This window comes from Nocardia callitridis (assembly GCF_039543305.1).
Classification (GTDB): domain Bacteria; phylum Actinomycetota; class Actinomycetes; order Mycobacteriales; family Mycobacteriaceae; genus Nocardia; species Nocardia callitridis.
Window position 1 is genome coordinate 70,672 of record NZ_BAABJM010000005.1, and the last position, 19,828, is coordinate 90,499.

General features: G+C 65.6%; 17 protein-coding genes and 2 tRNA genes. 8 read left to right on the forward strand and 11 right to left on the reverse strand.

Going from position 1 to position 19,828, the window contains the following annotated elements:
- The first annotated feature begins 2 nt into the window (after nucleotides 1-2).
- Nucleotides 3-953: an NUDIX hydrolase gene (locus ABEA50_RS22885; protein WP_345498202.1), complete on the forward strand. Its 951-nt coding sequence runs from the start codon at nucleotides 3-5 to the stop codon at nucleotides 951-953.
- Nucleotides 954-1,167: 214 nt separating this feature from the next.
- Here the strand turns inward: ABEA50_RS22885 and ABEA50_RS22890 are convergent, their stop codons facing one another.
- The 3 genes from ABEA50_RS22890 to leuC all read right to left on the reverse strand — a co-directional run bounded on the left by ABEA50_RS22890 (nucleotide 1,168) and on the right by leuC (nucleotide 4,062).
- Nucleotides 1,168-1,830, reverse strand: a complete 663-nt coding sequence (locus ABEA50_RS22890) for an HU family DNA-binding protein (RefSeq protein WP_345497811.1) — start codon at nucleotides 1,828-1,830, stop codon at nucleotides 1,168-1,170.
- A gap of 165 nt (nucleotides 1,831-1,995) precedes the next feature.
- A complete protein-coding gene (gene leuD / locus ABEA50_RS22895) occupies nucleotides 1,996-2,595 on the reverse strand; it encodes a 3-isopropylmalate dehydratase small subunit (protein ID WP_345497812.1) in 600 nt (199 codons plus the stop codon).
- Between the two features lie 45 nt (nucleotides 2,596-2,640).
- Nucleotides 2,641-4,062, reverse strand: coding sequence for a 3-isopropylmalate dehydratase large subunit (leuC, locus tag ABEA50_RS22900; RefSeq protein ID WP_345497813.1), 1,422 nt, complete (start codon nucleotides 4,060-4,062; stop codon nucleotides 2,641-2,643).
- Between the two features lie 271 nt (nucleotides 4,063-4,333).
- Between leuC and ABEA50_RS22905 the strand changes: the two genes are divergently transcribed.
- The 3 genes from ABEA50_RS22905 (at nucleotide 4,334) to ABEA50_RS22915 (ending at nucleotide 5,892) form a co-directional block, all read left to right on the forward strand.
- Nucleotides 4,334-5,035: an IclR family transcriptional regulator gene (locus tag ABEA50_RS22905; protein WP_345497814.1), complete on the forward strand. Its 702-nt coding sequence runs from the start codon at nucleotides 4,334-4,336 to the stop codon at nucleotides 5,033-5,035.
- A gap of 33 nt (nucleotides 5,036-5,068) precedes the next feature.
- Entirely contained in the window at nucleotides 5,069-5,569 is a 501-nt protein-coding gene (locus tag ABEA50_RS22910) for a pyridoxamine 5'-phosphate oxidase family protein (protein ID WP_345497815.1), read from the forward strand.
- A gap of 131 nt (nucleotides 5,570-5,700) precedes the next feature.
- Nucleotides 5,701-5,892, forward strand: coding sequence for a DUF5302 domain-containing protein (locus tag ABEA50_RS22915; protein WP_345497817.1), 192 nt, complete (start codon nucleotides 5,701-5,703; stop codon nucleotides 5,890-5,892).
- A 324-nt stretch (nucleotides 5,893-6,216) separates the two neighbouring features.
- On the opposite strand, the gene ABEA50_RS22920 is transcribed toward ABEA50_RS22915, so the two are convergent.
- The 4 genes from ABEA50_RS22920 to ABEA50_RS22935 all read right to left on the reverse strand — a co-directional run bounded on the left by ABEA50_RS22920 (nucleotide 6,217) and on the right by ABEA50_RS22935 (nucleotide 8,924).
- Nucleotides 6,217-6,289 (reverse strand) — tRNA-Glu (locus ABEA50_RS22920).
- 145 nt (nucleotides 6,290-6,434) lie between these two features.
- A tRNA-Gln gene (locus ABEA50_RS22925) sits at nucleotides 6,435-6,506 on the reverse strand.
- Between the two features lie 146 nt (nucleotides 6,507-6,652).
- Nucleotides 6,653-8,137, reverse strand: coding sequence for a glutamate--tRNA ligase (gltX, locus tag ABEA50_RS22930; protein WP_345497819.1), 1,485 nt, complete (start codon nucleotides 8,135-8,137; stop codon nucleotides 6,653-6,655).
- Between the two features lie 13 nt (nucleotides 8,138-8,150).
- Nucleotides 8,151-8,924 (reverse strand): fumarylacetoacetate hydrolase family protein, encoded by a 774-nt coding sequence (locus ABEA50_RS22935; RefSeq protein WP_345497821.1) that lies wholly within the window; start codon nucleotides 8,922-8,924, stop codon nucleotides 8,151-8,153.
- Nucleotides 8,925-9,138: 214 nt separating this feature from the next.
- On the opposite strand from ABEA50_RS22935, the gene ABEA50_RS22940 reads away from it, so the two are divergent.
- Complete coding sequence (locus ABEA50_RS22940; protein ID WP_345498204.1) at nucleotides 9,139-10,329, forward strand: MFS transporter; 1,191 nt, start codon at nucleotides 9,139-9,141, stop codon at nucleotides 10,327-10,329.
- Nucleotides 10,330-11,319: 990 nt separating this feature from the next.
- On the opposite strand, the gene ABEA50_RS22945 is transcribed toward ABEA50_RS22940, so the two are convergent.
- Together ABEA50_RS22945 and serA are read right to left on the reverse strand one after the other, a co-directional pair.
- The gene (locus ABEA50_RS22945) at nucleotides 11,320-12,327 is read right to left on the reverse strand and encodes a 3-isopropylmalate dehydrogenase (protein ID WP_345497823.1); all 1,008 of its coding nucleotides are present in this window, start codon (nucleotides 12,325-12,327) and stop codon (nucleotides 11,320-11,322) included.
- 209 nt (nucleotides 12,328-12,536) lie between these two features.
- Complete coding sequence (gene serA / locus ABEA50_RS22950) at nucleotides 12,537-14,135, reverse strand: phosphoglycerate dehydrogenase (protein ID WP_345497825.1); 1,599 nt, start codon at nucleotides 14,133-14,135, stop codon at nucleotides 12,537-12,539.
- A 153-nt stretch (nucleotides 14,136-14,288) separates the two neighbouring features.
- On the opposite strand from serA, the gene ABEA50_RS22955 reads away from it, so the two are divergent.
- Together ABEA50_RS22955 and ABEA50_RS22960 are read left to right on the forward strand one after the other, a co-directional pair.
- On the forward strand, nucleotides 14,289-14,873 hold the full coding sequence (locus ABEA50_RS22955; RefSeq protein WP_345497827.1) for a TetR/AcrR family transcriptional regulator: 585 nt from the start codon (nucleotides 14,289-14,291) through the stop codon (nucleotides 14,871-14,873).
- A 69-nt stretch (nucleotides 14,874-14,942) separates the two neighbouring features.
- On the forward strand, nucleotides 14,943-16,652 hold the full coding sequence (locus ABEA50_RS22960) for an alpha/beta fold hydrolase (RefSeq protein WP_345497828.1): 1,710 nt from the start codon (nucleotides 14,943-14,945) through the stop codon (nucleotides 16,650-16,652).
- A gap of 758 nt (nucleotides 16,653-17,410) precedes the next feature.
- Here ABEA50_RS22960 and ABEA50_RS22965 read toward each other — a convergent pair.
- Complete coding sequence (locus ABEA50_RS22965) at nucleotides 17,411-17,614, reverse strand: cold-shock protein (RefSeq protein WP_040708909.1); 204 nt, start codon at nucleotides 17,612-17,614, stop codon at nucleotides 17,411-17,413.
- 610 nt (nucleotides 17,615-18,224) lie between these two features.
- On the opposite strand from ABEA50_RS22965, the gene ABEA50_RS22970 reads away from it, so the two are divergent.
- Nucleotides 18,225-18,563, forward strand: a complete 339-nt coding sequence (locus tag ABEA50_RS22970) for a hypothetical protein (protein ID WP_345497830.1) — start codon at nucleotides 18,225-18,227, stop codon at nucleotides 18,561-18,563.
- Nucleotides 18,564-18,633: 70 nt separating this feature from the next.
- Here ABEA50_RS22970 and ilvC read toward each other — a convergent pair whose 3' ends face one another.
- Nucleotides 18,634-19,647 (reverse strand): ketol-acid reductoisomerase, encoded by a 1,014-nt coding sequence (ilvC, locus tag ABEA50_RS22975; protein WP_345497831.1) that lies wholly within the window; start codon nucleotides 19,645-19,647, stop codon nucleotides 18,634-18,636.
- Nucleotides 19,648-19,828: the final 181 nt, after the last annotated feature.

A 19,828-nucleotide genomic window follows, 5' to 3' on the forward strand; every position in this document is an offset into this window, starting at 1 on the left:
AAATGGAAGGTGACCCCTTCCGGCCGTTTCGAGACCCCCGTGTGACCGCCAATATTCACGCCGCCGGTGCGGTGCTGTGGCGGCGTGACCCACGATCGGGTGCACTCGAGATCGCCCTGGTGCACCGCCCCAAATATCAGGACTGGTCACTGCCCAAGGGCAAGCTGGACCCCGGCGAGACACCGGTATTGGCCGCCGTCCGTGAGGTGGCCGAGGAAACCGGGATCAGCTGCGTGCTCGGGCGTTACCTCGGCCACGTCACCTATCCCGTTCCCGGCCACCGCAAGCTCAAGCGCGTCGATTACTGGGCCGCACAGGCCGACGGCGGCGATTTCGTCGCCAATGACGAGGTAGATGTCCTGACTTGGCATCCACTGGATCAGGTGATGGATCAGCTGTCGTACCCGATGGACCGTCAAGTGGTCCGCGCCTTCACCCGCTTACCTCCCGACACCAGAACACTGCTGTTGGTGCGGCATGCCAAGGCCGGGCACCGAGACCGCTTCGACGGCCCCGACGAGCTGCGCCCACTCGACGACCACGGGCACGCGCGCGCGCAGGCGCTGCCGCCGAACCTGTTGGCGTTCGGCGCATCCGAGGTGCACGCTGCCGATCCGCTGCGCTGTGTGCAAACGGTGGCGCCACTGGCCGAGCGGCTCGGCGTCGAGGTGGAGCTGGAGCCGCTGCTTTCCGAAAGTGGTTACGCCGCATCGCCGAACGAGGCACGCGACCGAGCGCGCGCCCTGATCCCGGACAAGGGTGTGCCGGTTATCTGTAGTCAGGGCAAGGTAATTCCGGATCTGCTGGCCTGGTGGACCGAACGCGACGGAATCCCGTTGCCCTCTGCACGCAACCGCAAAGGCAGTGTGTGGGTGTTGTCGTTCGCCGACCGCGAATTGGTGGCCGTCGACCATCTGGATCGTTCGTTGTCCACGGCATTCGCGCGGACCTGACGTAGCGGCCGTCACTGTCTGACGCGATATTCCCCTGCACGGCCCGCCCCCTACCCTCTCCCACCTGTCTTCGAAGGTCAATACCTGAGCGGACACGAACACACGAAACGGCCCCGAGGGGTCCTCGGGGCCGTTCGCTGGAGTAACCGCGGACGATCGGTGTTCGAAGACGAACGCCGATCGTCCCGCGCGCCAACCACTCTGGCGCGGTGGTTCAGCGTCCGCGGCGAGCCGCGGTCTTCTTGGCGGCGGTCTTCTTGGCCGGAGCCTTCTTCGCCGCGGTCTTCTTGGCGGCGGCCGTCTTCTTGGCGGCGGCCGTTGCCTTCGTTGCCGACTTCTTGGCGGCTACCTTCTTGGCGGCACTGGCCCTGGTGGCGGGAGCCTTCTTCGCGGCCGTCTTCGTGGCAGTCGTCTTGCGCGCGGTCGACTTCGCAGGAGCCTTGGTGGCTGCCTTGCGTGCGGTCGTCTTCGCCGGACCCTTGGTCGCGGTCGATTTCTTGGCAGCAGTCTTACGCGCTGTCGTCTTCTTCGCTGCCTTCTTGGCAGCCACCGGCGCATTCACACCGCGCTTCACGGCAGGACCGCTGGAGGCAAGTTTCTGCTTGCCCGCGATCACGGCCTTGAATTGAGCGCCCGGACGGAACGCGGGCACCGACGTCGGCTTCACCTTGACGGTTTCGCCGGTGCGCGGGTTCCTGGCAACTCGAGCCGCACGCTTACGCTGTTCGAACACACCGAATCCGGTGATTGTGACGCTCTGACCCTTGTGCACAGCACGCACGATGGTGTCGACCACATGCTCGACTGCCGCGGTGGCCGTGCGCCTGTCTGTACCCAACTTTTCGGTCAGAACGTCGATCAGTTCCGCCTTGTTCATTGAATCCTCCGCAGACTAATGGCCCGTCGTCGGACCGACTAGGTACCACGGTAAACCCACAATGGGCAAGAGTCTATGTGCCACGCCAAAATTCATGTGGTTTAGCACACGCTCAGCTACCGCCCAGTGGGGCGCACAGCTATCACAAAGGGCCGATTACGTGCACTAAATGCGCGCTGGCAGCGTTGTGGGTTTCCATGCTGGCCTTGTGTTTTCGAACCGGTCGATCGCGTCACTACGGCGCAAGGTGAGCCCGATGTCGTCCAATCCTTCCAACAGACGCCACCTCGTATAGTCATCAATATCGAACGGCAACACAGCGGTTCCAGCCGTCACCGTGCGCGCCTGGAGGTCCACAACCAATTCGAGACCAGGCTGTTCCTCGAGCAACTTCCAGAGCATTTCGACATCGTTCTGTGACATCTGTGCGGCCACCAGACCACCCTTACCCGCATTGCCGCGGAAGATGTCTGCGAAGCGCGACGAGATGACGACTCGAAAGCCGTAGTCCGACAGCGCCCACACCGCGTGCTCACGCGAGGAACCAGTACCGAAATCAGGACCGGCCACCAGCACAGTTCCCCGCTTGTAGGGCTCGGTGTTGAGAATGAAGTCGGGATCGGATCGCCATGCCGCGAACAGTCCGTCCTCGAATCCCGTTCGTGTGACTCGCTTCAGATAGACGGCGGGGATGATCTGGTCGGTATCGACATTCGACCGGCGGAACGGTACGCCGATCCCCTTGTGCTCAGTGAAGGCTTCCATATCGAATCTCCTGTAGTTGATAGCTGAATCAGATTTTCGGTGCGCTCAGTCCAGATCGGTCGGCGCCGACAACCGGCCCCTGACCGCCGTCGCGGCCGCCACCAGCGGGGAAACCAGGTGTGTCCGGCCGCCTTTGCCCTGCCTGCCCTCGAAGTTCCTGTTCGAGGTCGACGCGCAGCGCTGGCCCGGATCGAGCTGATCCGGATTCATTCCCAAGCACATTGAGCAGCCCGCCTGGCGCCATTCGGCACCCGCCGCATCGAAAATCTCGCCGAGTCCTTCTTTTTCCGCCTCGGCACGTACCCGCATCGAGCCCGGTACAACCAGCATTCGCACACCGTCGGCCACCTTGCGACCCTTCAAAATATCGGCTACAGCACGCAAATCCTCGATCCGGCCGTTGGTGCACGAACCGACGAATACGGTATCGACGGCAACATCACGCAACGGCATACCCGGCGTCAAATCCATGTACCGCAATGCTTTCTCCGCCGAGTCCCGCGCCGACTCGTCCGCGATCTGCGCCGGGTCGGGGACCGAAGAGCCCAGCGGTGCACCCTGTCCAGGGTTCGTACCCCAGGTGACGAAGGGGGTGAGCGCGGAGGCGTCGATATGCACCTCGGCGTCGAAAACCGCGTCGTCATCGGTCTTCAGCTGCTCCCACGCGGCCACTGCGGCATCCCAGTCGGCTCCCTGCGGCGCGTGTGGGCGCCCGCGCAGGAATTCGTAGGTGGTCTCGTCGGGGGCGATCATCCCGGCCCGTGCGCCCGCCTCGATGGACATGTTGCATACGGTCATTCGCGCCTCCATCGACATCGCGCGAATCGCCTCTCCCCGGTACTCGAGCACATATCCCTGACCGCCGCCCGTGCCGATCTCGGCGATCACGGCCAAAATCAGATCCTTGCTCGTGACACCGGGCGGCAGCGCGCCGTCCACGGTGATCGCCATCGTCTTGAACGGGCGCAGCGAGAGTGTCTGCGTGGCAAGCACATGCTCGACCTCGGAAGTACCGATCCCCATCGCCAACGCGCCGAAAGCGCCGTGGGTCGAGGTATGGCTGTCGCCGCACACCACGGTCGTGCCCGGCTGCGTCAACCCGAGCTGCGGACCCACGACGTGCACGATTCCCTGATCGAGGTCGCCCATCGGATGCAGCCGCACACCGAATTCCGCGCAATTACGCCGCAGTGTTTCCACCTGGGTTCGCGAAATCGGGTCGGCGATCGGCAGATCGATATCGACGGTGGGGACATTGTGGTCCTCGGTCGCGATGGTGAGGTCCGGCCTTCGCACCGGCCGGCCCGCCACCCGCAGGCCGTCGAACGCCTGCGGACTCGTCACCTCGTGCACCAGATGCAGATCGATGTAGATCAGATCCGGTTCACGTGCGGTGCCGTCACCTTCGCCACGGACAACGACGTGCTGCTCCCAAACTTTCTCGGCCAGGGTACGAGGTTCGGCCATTGTCGATCACCTTTCGCAACGAAGCACCCGTCCCGAGTTCCGGGAGTCCGGACGCGGAGGCGGCTGCGTGATTTTGTGCCGATTCGGCGCAGTCGGATCGAGGCGAGGCACCGGGCAACGGGGGCCGGCGGCGGCGATGGGCTGACAACGCTGCCGCACGGGTCCGAGCCGAAGTGCCTCGGAGCCGGGTTCCACGGTGTCGGGTATTCGCCGAGCACCGCGGGCTTCCGGGTCATTGGTATCCCAGAATCCGAGACGCTAATATCGTTCTATGAGACAGCATAGCGGCATCGGCGTACTCGACAAAGCTGTGGCGGTGCTCTATGCCGTCGCCGAACACCCCTGCGGTCTCACCGAGCTCTGCACCAGGACCGGGCTGCCGAGGGCTACCGCGCATCGCCTCGCGGTCGGCCTCGAAGTACACCGACTGCTCGACCGGGATGCCAACGGACTGTGGCGACCGGGCCCCGCCCTCGCCGAACTGGCCACCGGCGCCAATGACCCGCTACTCGACGCGGCCTCGACCATCCTGCCGCGCCTGCGTGAGATCACCGGGGAGAGCGTGCAACTCTATCGGCTCGACGGCAACGCACGCCTCTGCGTCGCGGCCCTCGAGCCGCCCGTCGGTCTGCGCGATACCGTCCCCGTCGGCGCCCGGCTGCCGCTCACGGCGGGCTCGGCGGCGAAGGTTCTCGTCGCGTGGGCCGACCAGGCGCTCCAGGACGACATCCTCGCCGAGGCCGCCTACGGCGAACGTGTGCTCGTCGAGGTACGCAAGCGCGGCTGGGCGCAGAGCGCCGCCGAACGCGCGGCGGGCGTTGCCAGTGTCTCGGCGCCGGTTCGCGATGCGGCAGGCACCGTCGTCGCGGCCATCTCGGTGTCGGGTCCGATCGATCGGATGGGCCGCAGGCCAGGGGCGCGCTGGGCCGCCGATCTCGTCGCCGCGGCCGAGGCACTACACAAACGGCTGTAACAGGTTTCAGATCCGAGTCATTACAGTTGGCACATGGGCGTCAACCAACGGGCGAAAATCATCATGTCCGACTCCGAGATCACCGAATTCCTCGAGCGCAGCCGCGTCATCACCCTCGCGAGCAACGGGCCGCAGGGGGCCCCGCATCTGACCGCGATGTGGTACGGCCTGATCGACGGCGAGATCTGGTTCGAGACCAAGGCGAAGTCGCAGAAGGCGGTGAACCTGCGCCGCGACCCCCGCGTCACCTGCATGGTCGAGGCGGGCGAGACCTACGACCAGCTGCGCGGTGTTTCCGTCGAGGGTCACGCGGAGATCGTGGAGGATCCGGAGCGGCTGTTCGCGGTCGGCGTCAGTGTGTGGGAACGCTATACCGGCCCCTACAGCGAGGAGCTGCGCCCGATGGTCGAAGGCATGCTGCACAAACGCATCGCCATCCGCGTGGTACCCGACCGCGTGCGCAGCTGGGACCACCGCAAGCTCGACCTGCCGGCCATGCCGGTCGGCGGATCCACCGCACCCGCGGCGAGCTGATCGTTCACCACGCCGAATATCCACCTGACACCGCCAGGACGGGCGGCTAACGTCATCCCTCCGACACGATTCGGCTCGGGCACCGCCACGCGAGGACGCGGCGCGCGACCGGTGAGCAGCGAGGAGCAGGGATGACGCAACCCGAAGGTCCCGAAACTACCGAACAGGGCGCCGACGAGGTGAAGCGCAAGTTCCGCGAGGCACTGGAGCGCAAGAAACAACAAACCACCACCGCCCGCGACCACCTGGACGGCCGCTCCAAGGCCTCCGGCGCCCACAGCAGCAACACCCATAAACGCGAGTTCCGCCGCAAGAGCGGCTAACTACCCCTCCCACCCCGAACGACCTTGTGCGCCACCCAGGCCACAAGGTCGTTCGGCGTTTACCGCCCTACCCCAGCCCGCGAACAAGCACGGCCTGCGATTCGAGCAACTCCCGTGCTGGTTGCACGGTCAGACACACACAAAACACCGCGCCACCACCAACTCACCCCTGGCCGACCTCGCACCCCTCGGCGAGCGAAGCCACGCCGACGGGGGTCCGGGGGCGAAGCCCTCCGGGCGGGGCTTGGGGGTTGCACCCCCAAAAAAACACGCGAAACCAGAAACGGCTCATGCTCTCCATGAGCATGAGCCGTGCATCTGGTGTAGCCCCGACGGGATTCGAACCCGCGCTACCGCCTTGAGAGGGCGGCGTCCTAGGCCGCTAGACGACGGGGCCAGGACTGCTCTCCGGTGAAGGAAAGCACCTTGGTTGATCTTTCGATCAGGAGGCTCGGCCAGCTTAACCGGCCGGAGCTCGGCGACCAAATCGCCGGATGCTGTGCTGATTTCGGTCGCGAACCGAAATCGACAAGCTATCTCCGCTGGGCTACCAGGACTCGAACCTAGAACGGCTGAACCAGAATCAGCTGTGTTGCCAATTACACCATAGCCCACTGACCAGGCCCGATAGTCTCGCGTCTGGCTTGATGCGCCGACCGGCTCCTGAACGAGGAGAAGAGTACCAAACAGCTACCCGCTTACTACAAATCGCCTGGTAGAAGCCATGATTTTGGGCCTGGGACGGGGTATCTCGCAGCGGTCAGGAGGTCGCTGCGGCAGGCGGTGTCCAGTCCACCGCAGAGCGCAGCCGCGCCAGCGCGGTTTCGCGCCCGAGCAACTCCAGCGATTCGAACAGTGGCGGGCTGATGTGCGAGCCGGTGACCGCGACCCGCACCGGCGCGAATGCCTTGCGCGGTTTGAGCCCCAGATTCTCGATCAGCGCGGTTTTCAGCGCCTCCTCGATAGTGGGGGTGGTCCAGTGCGCGAGCGGCTCCAGCGCGGCGATGGCCGCCCCGAGAACCGCGGCGGCGTCGGATCCGAGATTCTTCGCTCCCGCGGCGGGGTCGATCGCGAACTGCTCGGCGGGCACGAACAAGAATCGCAAGAGATCCCAAGCGTCGGACAACACGACAATCCGCGTCTGGACGAGTTCGGCCGCCGTCGCGAACTTCTTCTCATCGATTTCGGCACCGATGTGGCCGTGTTCGGTCAGATGTTCGCGAAGCCGCGAGGTGAAATCTCCCGGCTCCAGCAATCGGATGTGTTCGGCATTGATAGCGTCTGCCTTCTTCTGGTCGAAACGCGCCGGATTCGAATTAACTTTCGATATGTCGAACGCGTCGACCATCTCCGCCATCGTGAACACATCGTGGTCGTCGGCGATACCCCATCCGAGTAACGCGAGGTAATTCAGCAAACCCTCAGGGATGAATCCGCGACCGCGGTGAGCGAACAGATCCGACTCCGGGTCACGTTTGGACAACTTCTTGTTTCCCGGGCCCATCACAAAGGGCAGATGACCGAACTCGGGCGTGAACTCCGCGACCCCGATCCTGCGTAATGCGGCGTACAGCGCGAGCTGACGCGGGGTCGAGGAGAGCACGTCCTCACCGCGCAGCACGTGGGTGATCCGCATCAACGCGTCGTCGACCGGGTTGACCAGCGTGTACAGCGGCTCGCCTGTCCCTCGGGTGAGCGCGAAATCGGGGACGACGCCCGCTTTGAAAACGGTCTCGCCGCGCACGAGGTCCTGCCAGGAGATGTCCTCGTCGGGCATCCTGAGCCGCAGCACCGAGGGCCTGCCCGCATCGCGGTAGGCCTGAATCTGCTCGGCGGTGAGGTCGCGGTCGTAGTTGTCGTAACCGAGCTTCGGGTCGCGCCCCTCGGCGCGATGGCGCGCCTCCACCTCTTCCGGCGTGGAGAAGGATTCGTAGGCTTCCCCGGCCGCCAGCAAACGCCGCGCCACGTCCAAATGCAAGTCCCGACGCAATGATTGGCGGTAGGGCTCGTAAGGACCCCCCACCTCCGGCCCCTCATCCCATGTGAGGCCGAGCCAGCGCAGCGCGTCCAGCAGCGCACGGTAGGAATCCTCGGAATCCCGTGCGGCATCGGTATCTTCGATGCGGAACACGAATTTCCCACCATGGTGCCTGGCGTAGGCCCAATTGAACAACGCCGTACGGATCAAGCCGACATGCGGCGTTCCGGTGGGCGACGGGCAAAATCGGACCCGTACTTCAGTCATGGCTCTCTTTCGATCAGCGTTTGGCGGCAACGGGATTGGCGAGGGTACCGATACCCTCGACGGTGACGGACACCTGCTGACCCGACTGTATCGGGCCGACCCCTTCCGGGGTGCCGGTGAGTATCACGTCGCCGGGCAGCAGCGTCATCACCGAGGTGATCCATTCGATGATGGCCGGAATGTCGTGCAGCAGAAGCGAAGTACGACTGCGCTGGCGGACCTCGCCGTCGACCTCGGTGGTGATCTCCAGATCCGAGGGATCCAAGGAGGTTTCGATCCACGGGCCGAGCGGGCAGAAGGTGTCATAGCCCTTGCCTCTGGTCCACTGGCCGTCGTGGCGCTGGTGGTCACGGGCGGTGACGTCGTTGGCGGCGGTGTAACCGAGCACCACATCGAACGCGCGGGCGGCGGGCACGTCTTTGCACGGGCGGCCGATCACCACCGCGAGCTCGCCCTCGTAGTCGACCTGAGAGGAACTGGGCGGCAAGACGACCGAGGCGTTCGGGCCGACGATCGAGGTATTGGGCTTGAGGAAGATCACCGGGTCGGCGGGGGCTTCGCCGCCCATCTCGGCCGCATGCGCGGCGTAGTTCTTCCCGATGCAGACCACCTTGCTCGCCAGAATCGGCGCGAGCAATCGCACGTCGGCTACCGGCCAACTGCGACCGGTGAACGTCGGTGTACCGAACGGGTGCTCCGCGATCTCCTTCGCAGTACTTTCGCTCCCCTCCCCTTCGATGCTGACGAACGCGACACCATCGGGACTGGCTACTCGACCTAGACGCATGTTTCGCAGTGTATCTACCCGGCGCCACCTGCTGCGACGCGCCCGACCATGCGGTCGGATACCGGCGTGGCGCGCACCCTGTGAGGAGTCGAACAGCTCGGCTCGGCGCGCACGGGTTCCACCGGGTGTACCGTGAGCGACGTTACTCAACTAGTGAGAACTGTATCCCATATTTTGAGATTTCGAGGTGAGGTCGGTGGCAACGGCAGCGGGGATGAACGACGTTCGGCGCTGGTCGATGCTCGGTCTCGGGGTTTTCGCGCAGGCTTCGAGCGCGGTCTTCCAATACGGCGTCTCGTTCCTGCTTCCGGCGCTCACCGATCGCGGAATGCACTTGGCGACAGCCGGTTTGCTTGTGACCATGCCCACCGTCGGGCTGATGTGCACATTGATCGCATGGGGATACGTGGTCGACCGAATCGGCGAACGCAAGGTGCTCGTCCTCGGTCCAGCGATCATGCTCGTGGCAGGCTGCGCGGCGGCACTCACCACCAACACCATCGCCCTCGGCGCCACGCTGCTGATCGGTGGCATCGGGGCGGCGAGCACCAACGGCGCGAGCGGACGCGTCATTATCGGCTGGTTCCCACCGCACCGCCGTGGACTGGCGATGGGTATCCGACAGACCGCGCAGCCGCTCGGCGTCGGCATCGGCGCGCTGGCAGTGCCCGCGGTCGCGGCGGGACATGGTGTGCCGGTGGCGATTCTGGTGCCCGCGCTGATGGCGGGCGTCGCCGCGCTCGGCTGCTACTTCGGCATCGTCGATCCGCCTCGACCGAAAAGCACGGAACCGGTCTTGCGGGCCAACCCGTATCGCGGCGCGAGCACGCTGTGGCGCATTCACGCCGTCTCGGTGTTGTTGGTGGTGCCTCAGGGCATGGTGTGGACCTTCGCGCTGTTGTGGCTGCACCGCGATGTCGGCTGGTCGGTGACGGCGGCCGGAACCCTGGTCACCGCAACCCAATTCCTCGGCGCGCTCGGCCGGATCGGTGCCGGCGCGTGGTCGGATCGAGTCGGCAGCAGGATGCGACCGCTGCGCACCGTCGCGATCGCGGCGGTGATCTCGATGGGCGCGCTGGCGTTCACCGCGTGGACACAGTGGTGGTGGGCCGCGATCCCGTTGCTGGTCCTCGCCTCGGTAATCACGGTGTCCGACAACGGATTGGCCTTCACCTCGGTCGCGGAGATAGCAGGCCCCTATTGGAGTGGCCGCGGTCTAGGCATTCAGAACACGGGCCAGAATCTGACCATGGCCGCCATCCCGCCCGTGTTCGGCGCCTTCATCACCGCAGCCGGTTTCCCCGCCGCTTATTTGGTGGCCGCCGTACTCGCGGCGGCGGCGATCCCCGTTGTTCCGGTCGCGGTGGAACAGACGCGTCAGCGCGGACCCGAGGCCGCGACGTAATGCACAGCAAGGCAACCCGTCTCACCGAATCGTCATCAGGGCCACCACTCGGCCGACCTGCCTTCCACACACTCACCCACCCCGTGGCGACCGCCAGACATTCGGTCTCGCGAGCCGATTGATCGACGAACAGCATTACTGCGCACAATTTTCGAGGAGCAGACCCATGAAACGGGCGCTGCCGGACGAGGATTCGAGCGTGGAGGGAACCGGTCGACGCCGGTCGAAGGCGCCGGGCGCACCTCGCGACGACGACAAGTGTCCGGTCGTTACCCCAGCTGCCGCACCGAATCTCCCGCTCGGTCCCAGATTCCCGAGCCACCACAGGTTTCCAAGAAACACCGCCCGTCGGCACCGCGAAGCTCGCGAACGCCGCCGCGTACGCGGCGGCGATTCGGCGGGCCCGAGTTCACCGAACTCGTCGGGTCGGTGCACAAGTCCCGCGACGTACAGATCGCTACCTCGGGCAGCCGTCTGATCGAGATGATCGACGGACCTGGTGTCCTGACACACGCCGACGCCGACCCGCCACCCCTCCACCTCGATGGCGCCGGGTTTCGAGCCGACATCGAAGTAACGAGTCGCTGTGTCGCCGAGCGACATCGTCACCTAGACCACCTCGGCACCTGCGGCCGAAACGGCCGACACGCCGATACCTCACCCTCCGGCCTCGGTCTGTTCCGGCGGTACCGACCACCGCGACCGTGTTCGCCGCACGGCACGCATCGATCAGTGGAACAAGGCGCGTGTCGTCGACAGCCACGGCCGCGACATTCATGCCATACCGGGTCAGCGACACCTCGGGGAAGACAACGGGATCACTTGCCGCGCACCGCACTGCGGCCACGTGGGCGGCGACGTCGGCCGGTAGATCACCGAGCGTTGCCGTCGGCTGCGCGACCGCGACCGAAGCGCGGGAAGTCCACCAACCGCCGAGCCTGTTACGAAACTCGAACCATCGCATCGATGCCGCCGCGGCGGCACACGCGCTCAGACAGCGGCGGCGATGCGGTCGCCGATTTCGACCGTGGACGCGGCACCCGTGCGCGCGGCGAGGTCCTTCTCGACCGCGGCTTCGACGCGGGCCGCCGCCTCGGTGTTGCCGAGGTGGTTGAGCAGCAGCGAGACCGAGAGGATCGCGGCAGTGGGGTCGGCCTTGGACTGGCCCGCGATGTCGGGGGCGCTGCCGTGCACCGGCTCGAACATGCTCGGGTTGGTGCCGGAGGCGTCGATATTGCCGCTGGCCGCCAGACCGATGCCACCGCTGACCGCGGCGGCGAGGTCGGTGATGATGTCACCGAACAGGTTGTCGGTGACGATCACGTCGAAACGACCGGGATCGTTCACCATGTGGATGGTGGCGGCATCGATGTGCTGGTAAGCCGTTGTCACGTCGGGGAATTCGGTGGCGACCTCGTTCACGGTGCGCTGCCACAGTGATCCCGCGAAGGTGAGCACATTGTTCTTGTGCACCAACGTGAGGTGCCCACGCCGCGCCTGTGCCTTCGCGAACGCGTAGCGCACCACACGCTCGATCCCGAAGCGGGTGTTCGTACTGACCTCGGTCGCGACCTCGTGCGGAGTATCGACACGGATCGCACCGCCGGTACCGGTGTAGGGCCCTTCGGTCCCTTCCCGTACCACGACGAAATCGATCTCGGGATCACCGGCCAGCGGGCTCGTGACGCCGGGAAACAGCTTGGAGGGCCGCAGATTCACGTGGTGGTCGAGTTCGAACCTGGTGCGCAGCAACAGCCCGCGCTCCAGCACGCCGCTCGGCACCGAGGGGTCACCGATCGCGCCGAGCAGGATGGCGTCGTGCTGCTTCAGCTCCGGAAGTACCGAATCCGGCAGCACCTGTCCGGTCACGTTGTAGCGCTTGGCGCCGAGGTCATAGGTCGTCTTGTCGACTCCGGGCACGACAGCGTCGAGCACCTTCAGCGCCTCGGTGATGACCTCGGGACCGATTCCGTCGCCGGGGATGACCGCAAGCCTCATGACAACACTGCTCCATTCGATATCGCGACCGAGGGAACGACCCACGGCGAGCTGGACGCGCCGACACCTGGCCACCGCGAAAGCGTCCGTGCCGACCGCCGGTGGCGTGCGCCTTGCGGTCGACAAGCATCGTCACGGTACTAGGCGGGCGCTCGCGGACGAGCACCGGGAGCCGCCACCACACGGGTGGCGGACCGCACCGGGGAAGGTCAGAACAGGTCGACGGCAACGACCTTGGCGGCACCGACGGCCTCCGCGATCGCGGTCTGCACGTCGGCGGGCACCTCGCGGTTGACCCGCAGGATGACCGTGGCGCCTTCCTTGTCGACGTCCTGGCTCAGCTGCGCCGCCAGAATGTCGACGCCCGCCTCGCCGAGCTTGGTACCGACCTTGCCGAGCGCACCCGGGCGGTCCTCGTAGTTCAACACGGCCAGGTTGAGCCCTTCGGCCCGCATGTCGTAATTGCGGCCGTTGATGTTGACGATCTTGTGCACCTGCTGCGGTTCGGTCAGTGTGCCGGCGACATTCAGGGTGCGTCCGTCACCGAACACCGCGCGCAGGTCGACGACGCTGCGGTGAGTGGGGCTCTCGGCCGCGGTGGTGACCTCGGTGGTGATGCCGCGGTCCTTGGCAAGGGCGGGCGCGTTGACGAAGGTCACCTGGTCTTCGACCAGCGCCGAGAACACACCGCGCAGCGCGGCCAGCTCGAGCACCGCGACATCCTGGGCGGCCAGCTCGCCGCGCACCTGTACCTCGACGCTCACCGGAAGTTCGTTGGACACCGCGCCGAGCAGTGCGCCCTGCTTACGCACGATGTCCAGCCACGGCGCGACGTCCTCGCCGACGGCGCCACCGGTGACGTTCACCGCGCCGGGCACGAATTCACCCGCGAGCGCGAGCAATACCGACTTGGCGACATCGGTGCCCGCGCGGTCCTGCGCTTCGGAGGTGGAAGCACCGAGGTGCGGGGTCACCACGACTTGCGGCAGCTCGAACAGCGGGCTGTCGGTGCAGGGCTCGGTCTCGTAGACGTCGAGTCCGGCGGCGCGCACGTGCCCCGACTTGATGGCCTCGGCCAGCGCGGACTCGTCGACGAGCCCGCCGCGCGCGGCGTTCACGATGATGACGCCGGGCTTGGTCTTGGCGATGGCTTCCTTGCCGATGATGCCCTTGGTCTCCGGCGTTTTCGGCAGGTGTACCGAGATGAGGTCGGCGCGCTCGAGCAGCTCGTCCAGGCTGAGCAGTTCGATACCGAGTTGCGCGGCGCGCGCGGGCGAGACGTAGGGGTCGTAGGCGACGATCTTGGTCTCGAAGGCGGCGAGGCGCGCGGCGAACAGCTGACCGATCCTGCCGAGTCCGACGACACCCACGGTCTTGTCGAAGATCTCGACACCGTTGAACTTGCTGCGCTGCCAGGTGTGCTCACGCAGGGTCGCGTCGGCGGCCGGGATCTGCCGCGCCGCGGCGAGCAGCAACGTGACGGCGTGCTCGGCGGCGGTGTGGATGTTGGAGGTCGGCGCGTTCACGACCAGCACGCCACGCTCGGTGGCCGCGGGCACATCGACATTGTCGAGGCCGACGCCGGCGCGCGCGACGATCTTCAGCTTCTTGCCCGCTTCGAGTACTTCGGCGTCGACGGTGGTCGCCGAGCGAACCAGGATCGCGTCTGCCTCGGGCACCGCGGCCAGCAGGGCGGGGCGATCGGGACCGTCGACCCAGCGAACCTCGACGGCGTCTCCGAGCGCGTCGACGGTCGACTTGGCGAGCTTGTCGGCGATCAGAACTACGGGACGGCCTGCTTGGCTCACTGTGGGTTACTCCTGGGAGAAGAGGGTCGGCATTACCGAGGGTCAGCTTAGTAGGCACGATTTCCGGCGACCCGACCCCCTGGCTGGCGGCTGTCGTCAGTACGGGCGGCGAACGGGATGGAGAAATTATGCAGACCGGTCTACTCTTGACCCATGGGCACCAAGGGTTCGCAGACACGCGCCAAGCTGCTCGATGCCACCCGCGCGCTCATCGAGAAGCGGGGTTACTACGGCGCGGGCCTGAACCAGATCATCGAAACCAGTGGCGCGCCACGGGGATCGCTGTACTACCACTTCCCCTCGGGTAAAGACCAGATCGTCGCGGAGGCCGTCGCGCAGGCCGGTGCCGAAATCGCGGCGGCACTCTCGGCCACCGAGGACGGCGACTCCCCTACCGCACCCACCGAAGGCCGAGGCTCCGCCGACTTGGCGACGGATCTGCTCACCGTCCTCGGTAATCGACTGGAGGCGACGGGATGGGCAGCGGGCTGCCCGGTCGCGCAGGTCACCCTCGATATCGCGGCGACCAGCGATCAGATCCAAGCGAAATGCGCCGCCGCCTACGAGTCCTGGGAGCGCGCGATCCGTGATCGGCTCGCAGCCGAACAACGACCGGACGCCGAGGACCTGGCGACGAGCCTGTTGGCCATGGTCGAGGGCGGTTTGCTGCTGGCACGCGCCAAACGCAGTCGCGCGCCGTTGGAGCAAGTCGGTCGCGTCATCCGCAGCATGCTCTGATCCCGGCGGTGAATCTTCGCGGCGTTTGTCCTCGTCCAAAAATATGTAGACCGATCTAGAAGGAGTGACATGTCAGGAAGCATCGTGATCGGCGCGGCCGGATTCATCGGCCGCGCCATCGTCGCCCACCTCCTGCGGCAGGATCACCGGGTAGTCGCCGCCGTCCGCCCCGGCACCGACCGAAGGTTGACCACCTGGCTGGACGCACACGACATCGACCGGCGCGGACTCACCGTTGTTTCCTGCGACGTCACCGCACCCGACCTCGGACTACCGGAGCGGCTCGACCACAGCGATATTCGCGACGTCTACAACTGCGCCGCGCGCTTCGCGTTCGGACTCGAACACCAGGACGCGTACGCCGTGAACGTCACCGGCGCCCTCCATGCGCTCGAATGGGCGGGAAGGCTGCGCGACCTACGCCGCGTCGTGCACATCAGCGGTTACCGCGTAACAGCCGACAGCGCGGCCGAAAAGCACTCCGACAGCGGCGCTTACGAGTCGACCAAGGTCGAATCCGACCAGCTGCTGCGGCAGCGCGCCGAGGCGAAGAACATCCCGTTGACGATCGCCAACCCGAGCAGCGTCGTCGGAACGGGGCAATACATCGGACTGGCGAAGGTCATCGAAGACCTCTGGCGCGGAAAGCTTCCCGCGATCCCCGGCGGAAACGACACCTTCGTTCCGGTCGTCGATCTCGACTACTTCGTGGGCTTTCTGATCGCCCTGCCGAAGCTGCCCGATACCGCAGGGCACTCCTACACTGTCCTCGACCAGCGAACTCCCATGCTACCCAGCCTGATTCGGCTTGTCGCCGACCATCTCGGGGTGCGCGCGCCGCGGGCCATGATCCCGGCCGGGGTACTCGCGCGATTGCCTCGGGCGGTGACCGGTGCCGACCCGGAGACCCTCACGTTCCTCACCGAGGATCGCTACGACACCACCGCCGCCGAAGACATCGCACGCCGCGCCGGGCTCACCATGCCCCCGGTGGAAGATGTCCTGCGTCGGTGGGTCGAGCACCTGGTTGCCAGCCGGTTCGGTGCGGTCGACGCCGATCCGAGCGCCGGATTCCTCGACGGCGCATGGGTTGGTGGCGATCGACGCACACCGAAATATGTGCTCGCGCACGGACTGCCGCTCGACAGCGAGGAATGGGCAGGCGTGCGTGGCAGCCTCGACGGGACGAGCATGGTCATCGACCTTCCCGGCCTCGGCCGATCCGCGCCCGATTCGATCGACGACGGGCTGGCCCGCGCGCTGCGGTCGGTGGAAACGCGGCCGGTACTCGTCGGTCATTCGCTCGGTTGCGCTCCGGTACTTCGTTACGCCGCGGCGCATCCGGATCGCGTGTCCGGGATCGTCCTCGTCGCGCCAGCCTTCCTCCAAGAACGCACGCGAATCCCGCTTCGTTCGCCACTGACAACCATTGCCCTGCGCAGGGTTTCGGCGCGGCGGCTCGCGCAGCTGCTCGCGGTCCCCGAGAGCGAGGGCGTAGCCAGCGCGGCGGCGAATCTGCGCAGACCCGGCGTGGCCGCACGCGCCGTCGGCGCCCACCGCACGGCGGGAGCAGCGTCCACTCGCCGTGAACTTCGCGAACTACTCGACCGGGTAGCAACGCCGGTCCACCTCGTGGTCGGCGCCGACGATCCACTCACGGTGGCCAGCGCACACCCGACCACGGTCATCGAGTCGGCGGGACACTTCGCGCCACTCACCCACCCCGATCAGATCGCGGCCGCGCTGACCGAGAACACGAAAAGCCGGTCCCGCGCATAAGCAGGACCGGCTCGAGTGGGGACGCCTTCAGTGAACTCAGCCGCCGAAAGATCCCGTCCACAGGGTGTTGAGCACTCCGTGCAGAGCGGCGCCGACGGTGCTGAACAGGGCGTCCGCAGCCGCACTACCGGTGTCGATGATAACGGGGATCATGGAATTACCTCTTCGTCGAAAGTTCGCTCCAGTTCTTACTGGCTGACACAAGAAACATCGACGCCCGGGCAGCGTGAGTTACGGGAATTCAGCAATTGTGATGCACGACACGTTTAACTCTAATTAGTGACTCAAGTCACATAGGACACGCGATCTACCTGCTCTTCTAGTCAACTGTCCAGATGGATTCGCATCTCTCCCACCGGCGCAAACCTGGGCTATCGAATTAGTTCCTGAGTAATTACTGAGCCGAAGCATGCGCGGTTCCAATACAAATAGGGGCACCGAAAACAATGGCGAGACCCCTTACCGAACGCCGGTCCCGTCGGAATATGAAAAGCACAATTCGGGCCCGCTGACAGGAACCCCGTGCTGCGCGGCGAACCGCCAGGCACATACCGCGGTCGCGCCAATCGACGCAGCCGCGCTCGCACGATCGACGACACACGAGCCCGAGACGAGAACGCGCGCCACCGGGCATCGAACCCAGTCACGTTGTCGCACCACTGAGATCACCGAGGCCATCTCGCCCCCGAGCCCACCCCACCATGCGGAGAGGCCCCACACCGTGTGGTGTGGGGCCTCTCCGGAAGTCTAGGTCGTGATCAGAGGACGCGGACGTCCTGGGCCTGCGGGCCCTTCTGACCCTGGCCGATCTCGAACTCCACGCGCTGGCCCTCGTCGAGCGACCGGAAACCCGAGCCGCTGACAGCCGAGTAATGCACGAAGACGTCGGGGCCTCCGCCGTCTTGCGCGATGAAGCCGAAGCCCTTCTCGCTGTTGAACCACTTCACAACACCCTGAGCCATTTCATACTTTCCTGTAGACGAGCCAGATTCTGGCAAATAGGAATGCCCTGGTCTCGGCATCAACGATGCCACGCCCACTCAGATTTGGCCACAAAGAACTCCCCGCACTGTGAGCAACCCAACCCCGGCCTCATATTATTACCCCCATCTCACACTGGCCCGACGCAGCACCCCCGTTACGCTCGCGGCCGGTTCGGGACCCACCTCAGCCCGACATCGAAACCGCCACCGCCGGAAGGTTATTCGCTTCAACGCCACCTGCCGTGACCAGGGGCCTCCGAGCAGGGTGGTGCGTATCGGGCAACACACGAGCGAGCCTGGCAAGCCGAGGTAAGACCGATGTCGCGCTGGCCGCACCGCCGTCGTGCGTGCCCGGCGACGCATTGGGGGACAACCCCTAATACCTCGGGCTGATATTTCCGTGAATCCGACGGCAACCGGTGTTCTTTCGGCGAAAGTGCGCGAAAGTGGAGGCATGTGGTCGCCGTCACCACGGTAGTCAGAACCACGACCACACTGCAACATTCATCCCGCCGTGACAGGCGCGGAGCGTCACCGCACGGGCAAGGGACGGTGAACGAGTCGTTCACCAGGAACGAAAGGATTCACGTTGTCTACCTCGCGCAAGTTCACCACATCGCGCCGGGCATTGGCCCGCGTCGCAGTCGCCGGTGCACTGGTCGCGGTTCCGTTGTCCGCGTTGGCCGTTCCCGCCTCCGCCGAAACCTCTCAGTCGCCGAGCGTCACCGAGGTCAGCCATCCCCGCTACGACAGGAACTGTGGCTTCGGCCCCTTCGACAACTGGCGCTGCGACAACGGACCGTTCGACCAATGGAACAATCGCGGACCGTTCGACCAGTGGAATCATCATCGTGGCTACGACCAGGGCGTGCCATGGTGGTGGCTGTTCCAGCAGAACCAGCCTCGGGGGCTGTTCGGCAGCAGCTGACACCTTCTACCAGCGCGAAGGCGCCCGCGGACTCGTGGTCCTCGGGCGCCTTCGCGTTGTCGAGACGACGTTACGCGGTCTCGGTGATCGGGCGATCGACCCAGCTCATCAGGCCGCGCAGCTTGGCGCCGGTGACCTCGATCGGGTGCTCGGCGTTCTGCTTGCGCAGGCCCTCGAGCTCCTTGTTGCCACCCTCGACGTTCGCGACGAGGCGCTTCACGAAGCTGCCGTCCTGGATGTCGCGCAGGATGTCCTGCATGCGCTTCTTGGTGTCGGCGTCGATGACCCGGGGGCCCGACACATACCCACCGAATTCGGCGGTGTCGGAGACCGAGTAGTTCATCCGCGCGATGCCACCCTCGTACATGAGGTCGACGATGAGCTTGAGCTCGTGCAGCACCTCGAAGTACGCCATCTCGGGGGCGTAGCCCGCCTCGACCATCACCTCGAAGCCGGTCTTGACCAGCTCTTCGGTGCCACCACAGAGCACAGCCTGCTCACCGAAGAGGTCGGTCTCGGTCTCTTCCTTGAAGGTGGTCTTGATGACACCGGCGCGCGCGCCACCGATGCCCTTGGCGTAGGACAGCGCCAGCGCCTGACCCTCGCCCTTCGGGTCCTGCTCGACCGCGATGAGCGCGGGCACACCCTTGCCGTCGACGAACTGACGACGCACCAGGTGGCCGGGGCCCTTCGGGGCGACCATCGCGACGGTGATGTTGGCCGCGGGCTTGATCAGGCCGAAGTGGATGTTGAGGCCGTGGCCGAAGAACAGCGCGTCGCCGTCCTTCAGGTTGGGCTCGATGTCGTTGGTGAAGATCGCCGCCTGCGCGGTGTCGGGCGCGAGCAGCATGATGACGTCGGCCCACTCCGAAACCTCGGCGGGGGTGCCGACGGCAAGACCGGCCTCTTCGGCCTTGGCCCGCGACTTGGAGCCTTCCTTGAGGCCGATGCGGACCTCGACGCCGGAGTCGCGCAGGCTCAACGAGTGCGCGTGGCCCTGGCTGCCGTAGCCGATGACAGCGACCTTGCGGCCCTGGATGATCGACAGGTCGGCATCATCGTCGTAGAACAGTTCGACTGCCACTGTTGGGTTCCCTTCGAATCGGATGGTCCCCGCGTACACGGGGATTCGGTGCGCATGTGTTGCGCACGTTGACAATTGGGCAGCACCGAGATCCACGGGTTCGTGACGACGTGGCGGCGCGTGCGGTGATCGACGAAAACCCCTGCGTACCAGGGTTTGCCGACCGCCGATCAGCGTCCAC

Bases quoted from the DNA above. Each gene is read 5' to 3' on its own strand.
- ABEA50_RS22885 (WP_345498202.1), top strand. From the start codon at position 3: ATGGAAGGTGACCCCTTCCGGCCGTTTCGAGACCCCCGTGTGACCGCC.
- ABEA50_RS22890 (WP_345497811.1), bottom strand. From the start codon at position 1,830: ATGAACAAGGCGGAACTGATCGACGTTCTGACCGAAAAGTTGGGTACA.
- leuD (WP_345497812.1), bottom strand. From the start codon at position 2,595: ATGGAAGCCTTCACTGAGCACAAGGGGATCGGCGTACCGTTCCGCCGG.
- leuC (WP_345497813.1), bottom strand. From the start codon at position 4,062: ATGGCCGAACCTCGTACCCTGGCCGAGAAAGTTTGGGAGCAGCACGTC.
- ABEA50_RS22905 (WP_345497814.1), top strand. From the start codon at position 4,334: ATGAGACAGCATAGCGGCATCGGCGTACTCGACAAAGCTGTGGCGGTG.
- ABEA50_RS22910 (WP_345497815.1), top strand. From the start codon at position 5,069: ATGGGCGTCAACCAACGGGCGAAAATCATCATGTCCGACTCCGAGATC.
- ABEA50_RS22915 (WP_345497817.1), top strand. From the start codon at position 5,701: ATGACGCAACCCGAAGGTCCCGAAACTACCGAACAGGGCGCCGACGAG.
- gltX (WP_345497819.1), bottom strand. From the start codon at position 8,137: ATGACTGAAGTACGGGTCCGATTTTGCCCGTCGCCCACCGGAACGCCG.
- ABEA50_RS22935 (WP_345497821.1), bottom strand. From the start codon at position 8,924: ATGCGTCTAGGTCGAGTAGCCAGTCCCGATGGTGTCGCGTTCGTCAGC.
- ABEA50_RS22940 (WP_345498204.1), top strand. From the start codon at position 9,139: ATGAACGACGTTCGGCGCTGGTCGATGCTCGGTCTCGGGGTTTTCGCG.
- ABEA50_RS22945 (WP_345497823.1), bottom strand. From the start codon at position 12,327: ATGAGGCTTGCGGTCATCCCCGGCGACGGAATCGGTCCCGAGGTCATC.
- ABEA50_RS22955 (WP_345497827.1), top strand. From the start codon at position 14,289: ATGGGCACCAAGGGTTCGCAGACACGCGCCAAGCTGCTCGATGCCACC.
- ABEA50_RS22960 (WP_345497828.1), top strand. From the start codon at position 14,943: ATGTCAGGAAGCATCGTGATCGGCGCGGCCGGATTCATCGGCCGCGCC.
- ABEA50_RS22965 (WP_040708909.1), bottom strand. From the start codon at position 17,614: ATGGCTCAGGGTGTTGTGAAGTGGTTCAACAGCGAGAAGGGCTTCGGC.